The organism is Actibacterium sp. (assembly GCF_041584535.1).
In the GTDB taxonomy this organism is placed as follows: Bacteria; Pseudomonadota; Alphaproteobacteria; order Rhodobacterales; family Rhodobacteraceae; genus Actibacterium_D.
Genome location: NZ_JBFHDW010000270.1, coordinates 1 through 3,523, shown reverse-complemented (window position 1 = coordinate 3,523; position 3,523 = coordinate 1). Strand labels below are relative to the sequence as shown.

Below are 3,523 nucleotides of genomic sequence, written 5' to 3'. Positions count from 1 at the left end.
GGATAAAAGGTACGCCGGGGATAACAGGCTGATACTGCCCAAGAGTCCATATCGACGGCAGTGTTTGGCACCTCGATGTCGGCTCATCTCATCCTGGGGCTGGAGCAGGTCCCAAGGCTATGGCTGTTCGCCATATAAAGAGGTACGTGAGCTGGGTTTATAACGTCGTGAGACAGTTCGGTCCCTATCTGCCGTGGGTGTAGGATACTTGAGAGGAGTTGCCCCTAGTACGAGAGGACCGGGGTGAACGATCCACTGGTGGACCTGTTGTTGCGCCAGCAGCAGTGCAGGGTAGCTATGATCGGAAAGGATAACCGCTGAAGGCATCTAAGCGGGAAGCCCCCCTCAAAACAAGGTATCCCTGAGGGCCGTGGTAGACCACCACGTCGATAGGCCGGAGATGTAAGTGCAGCAATGCATTCAGTTGACCGGTACTAATTGCCCGATAGGCTTGATTTGATCCAGTAGAAGCAGGACTTCCTGCCAAACGGAAAATCAAAAGCATACACAACGCAAATACTTGACTTGATATTGTTCCTTCCTCGGTTTGGTGGTCATAGCACGAGCAAAACACCCGATCCCATCCCGAACTCGGCAGTTAAGTGCCGTCGCGCCAATGGTACTGCGTCCTAAGACGTGGGAGAGTAGGTCACCGCCAAACCTAGAAAGGAACAATTAATGTATCTCTCAAAACGATCTCACCAAAAATGGCGCGGGATGGAGCAGCCCGGTAGCTCGTCAGGCTCATAACCTGAAGGTCGCAGGTTCAAATCCTGCTCCCGCAACCAATAAAACCCCGCCCAAAAGGCGGGGTTTGGTCGTTCTAACACAATCAAAAACAACGACGCATATATCAACGGCAGCCTTCGATGCCAGGGATGGGCCGATGGTCGTGGCGTCCTGCGTATCCTGACCTGACGTATCTGCCGCAGGAGTGGCCAGCGGATCATACTGGTCAGGGGTGAGGCCAACCGTGGCGCTGATAATGAATTGAACTGACAGGGTTTTGCTTCGCCTGTTGCGGGCGCGGCGACCGACCAGTTGGGCGGTTCAGCTTAGCGCGCGGCTTTTTCCGCGATGCCCGAGGTGCCTTCACGGCGCTCCAGCTCGGCCAGAACATCGGCCAGCGCCACGTCGCGGGCGGCAAGCATCACCAGCAGGTGATACAGCACATCAGCGGCCTCATAGGTCAGGTTCTCGCGATCATTCTTGGCGGCGGCGATGATGGCTTCGATCGCTTCCTCACCGAATTTCTCGGCGCATTTTTCCGGGCCTTTGGACAACAGCTTGGCGGTCCAGCTGCTTTCGGGGTCCGCGGATTTGCGGGCCTCGATGGTAGCGGCGAGTTGGTCGAGAATGCTCATGTCAGCCTCACAGGGATGCCGGCGGCGGCCATATGGGCCTTGGCTTCGCCGATGGTGTAAGTGCCGAAATGAAAGATCGAGGCGGCCAGAACCGCGCTGGCATGGCCCATCGTGACGCCCTCGACCAGGTGATCCAGCGTGCCGACCCCGCCCGAGGCGATCACCGGCACGTCGACCGCATCGGCGATGGCGCGGGTCAGCGGCAGGTTGAAGCCGGCCTTGGTGCCATCGCGGTCCATGCTGGTCAGCAGGATTTCACCGGCGCCCTTGGACACGACCAGCTTGGCGAATTCCACCGCGTCGATCCCGGTGGATTTGCGCCCGCCATGGGTAAAGATTTCCCATTTGCCGGGGGCAACGGTCTTGGCGTCGATGGCGCAGACGATGCATTGGCTGCCGAATTGATCAGCGGCCTCGGCGATGACATCGGGGTTGGCTACGGCGGCCGAATTGAACGACACCTTATCGGCGCCCGCCAGCAACAGGGCGCGCACATCTTCGACCGTGCGCACGCCGCCACCCACCGTCAGCGGGATATAGCATTGCTCGGCGGTGCGGGTGACCAGATCGAACATCGTGCCGCGGTTTTCATGGGTGGCGTGAATGTCGAGAAAGCACAGTTCGTCCGCGCCGGCAGCGTCATAGGCCTTGGCGGCCTCGACCGGATCGCCGGCATCAACGAGATCGACGAAGTTCACGCCTTTGACCACGCGGCCATCGGCGACATCAAGGCAGGGGATGATGCGGGTTTTCAACATGAGGCTGGTTTAGGCGCGGCGCGGGATCGGCGCAAGAGCTTTGGCGGGGAAGGGGGCTGTCTGCCCCCTCTTGGCCTGCGGCCAATTCACCCCCGAGGATATTTGTCTGAAGAAGAAGGCTTAGGCTTTCAAAAGAGCCAGGGCTTCGGCCAGATCAATGGCACCGTCGTAAAGCGCGCGGCCCGAGATCGCGCCGTCCAGCGGCGCGCCGCAGGATTTCAGGGCGCGGAGGTCATCCAGAGAGCTGACGCCGCCCGAGGCGATGACCGGGATCGACACCGCATTGGCCAGATCGGCGGTGGCCTGCACGTTCGGGCCCTGCATCGCACCATCGCGGTTGATGTCGGTATAGATGATCGCCGAGACGCCCGCGTCCTCAAAGGATTTGGCAAGGTCGGTAACCATCACGTCGGTGTCCTCGGCCCAGCCTTTGGTGGCGACGCGGCCATTGCGGGCGTCGATGCCGACGGCGACATGGCCGGGAAACGCGCGGGCGGCTTCGCGCACCAGATCGGGGTTTTCCACCGCGACGGTGCCGAGGATCACCCGGGTCAGGCCTTTGGACAGCCAGGTTTCGATCGTGGCCATGTCGCGGATGCCGCCGCCCAGCTGGGCCGGGACGCTGACGGCTTTGAGGATCGCTTCGACCGCGGCGGCGTTGACCGGGGCACCGGCGAAGGCGCCGTTCAGATCGACCAGATGCAGCCATTCGCAGCCCGCGTCCTGAAACGCCCGTGCCTGCGCCGCCGGGTCGTCGTTGAACACCGTGGCCTGATCCATTTCGCCCTTATACAGGCGCACGCAGTTGCCGTCTTTCAGGTCGATGGCGGGATAAAGGATCATGGGGCAGTTCTTTCGTGATTGAGGTGCTGCTCTTTTGCATCTTCGGGCCGGGAATGCAATGTCGTGTGGTGTCTTGCCAGCCGGGCGGCAACGCCGCAAACTGCTGCCAAACGCAGGAGGTTTGGAATGAAACGCATTGCAGGAATCGTGGCTGTTGTGGTCGGTTTGGCGGCTGTGCCCGCGTTGGCCGATCCGGTCGAGGGTATCTGGAAAACCGAGGTCGATGACGGCGCCTATGCCTATGTCACCTTCGCCCCGTGCGGCGATCTGTTCTGTGGCACGATGAGCCGCAGCTTTAACGCCGATGGCGAATATAAGTCGGCCAATCTGGGCAAGAACCTTGTTTGGGACATGGCGCCGAAGGGATCGGGTAAATATGGCGATGGCAAGATCTGGCAGCCCTCGACCGACAAGACCTATCGCTCGAAAATGGAGTTGGAGGGCGATGTTCTGAACGTGTCCGGCTGTGTCGGTCCGATCTGTAAGAAACAGGTCTGGAACCGCGTGCCTTAGGTCCTAGACCGGGATCAGATCGGCATAGACAAAGCCGTCGCGGGT

At 60.3% G+C, this 3,523-nt stretch carries 4 protein-coding genes, 1 tRNA gene and 2 rRNA genes; 4 read left to right on the top strand and 3 right to left on the bottom strand.

Annotated features, from left to right (window positions below; translation table 11 throughout):
- The 3 genes from ABYW26_RS12095 to ABYW26_RS12085 all read left to right on the top strand — a co-directional run.
- Window positions 1-459, top strand: a 23S ribosomal RNA gene (locus tag ABYW26_RS12095); the annotation flags it as partial.
- Between the two features lie 87 nt (window positions 460-546).
- Window positions 547-661 (top strand): 5S ribosomal RNA (rrf, locus tag ABYW26_RS12090).
- Window positions 662-711: 50 nt separating this feature from the next.
- Window positions 712-788, top strand: a tRNA-Met gene (locus ABYW26_RS12085).
- Window positions 789-1,055: 267 nt separating this feature from the next.
- Here the strand turns inward: ABYW26_RS12085 and ABYW26_RS12080 are convergent.
- The 3 genes from ABYW26_RS12080 to hisA form a co-directional block, all read right to left on the bottom strand.
- Window positions 1,056-1,364: a phosphoribosyl-ATP diphosphatase gene (locus tag ABYW26_RS12080; protein WP_372605154.1), complete on the bottom strand. Its 309-nt coding sequence runs from the start codon at window positions 1,362-1,364 to the stop codon at window positions 1,056-1,058.
- Window positions 1,361-2,122: an imidazole glycerol phosphate synthase subunit HisF gene (hisF, locus tag ABYW26_RS12075; protein ID WP_372605153.1), complete on the bottom strand. Its 762-nt coding sequence runs from the start codon at window positions 2,120-2,122 to the stop codon at window positions 1,361-1,363. Before hisF ends, ABYW26_RS12080 begins: the two co-directional genes overlap by 4 nt.
- Before the next feature lie 120 nt (window positions 2,123-2,242).
- Complete coding sequence (hisA, locus tag ABYW26_RS12070) at window positions 2,243-2,965, bottom strand: 1-(5-phosphoribosyl)-5-[(5-phosphoribosylamino)methylideneamino]imidazole-4-carboxamide isomerase (protein ID WP_372605152.1); 723 nt, start codon at window positions 2,963-2,965, stop codon at window positions 2,243-2,245.
- A gap of 126 nt (window positions 2,966-3,091) precedes the next feature.
- Between hisA and ABYW26_RS12065 the strand changes: the two genes are divergently transcribed.
- On the top strand, window positions 3,092-3,478 hold the full coding sequence (locus tag ABYW26_RS12065; protein ID WP_372605151.1) for a DUF2147 domain-containing protein: 387 nt from the start codon (window positions 3,092-3,094) through the stop codon (window positions 3,476-3,478).
- The last annotated feature ends 45 nt before the right edge of the window (window positions 3,479-3,523 follow it).

Coding starts and splice junctions, on each gene's coding strand:
- ABYW26_RS12080 (WP_372605154.1), bottom strand. CDS start 1,364: ATGAGCATTCTCGACCAACTCGCCGCTACCATCGAGGCCCGCAAATCC.
- hisF (WP_372605153.1), bottom strand. CDS start 2,122: ATGTTGAAAACCCGCATCATCCCCTGCCTTGATGTCGCCGATGGCCGC.
- hisA (WP_372605152.1), bottom strand. CDS start 2,965: ATGATCCTTTATCCCGCCATCGACCTGAAAGACGGCAACTGCGTGCGC.
- ABYW26_RS12065 (WP_372605151.1), top strand. CDS start 3,092: ATGAAACGCATTGCAGGAATCGTGGCTGTTGTGGTCGGTTTGGCGGCT.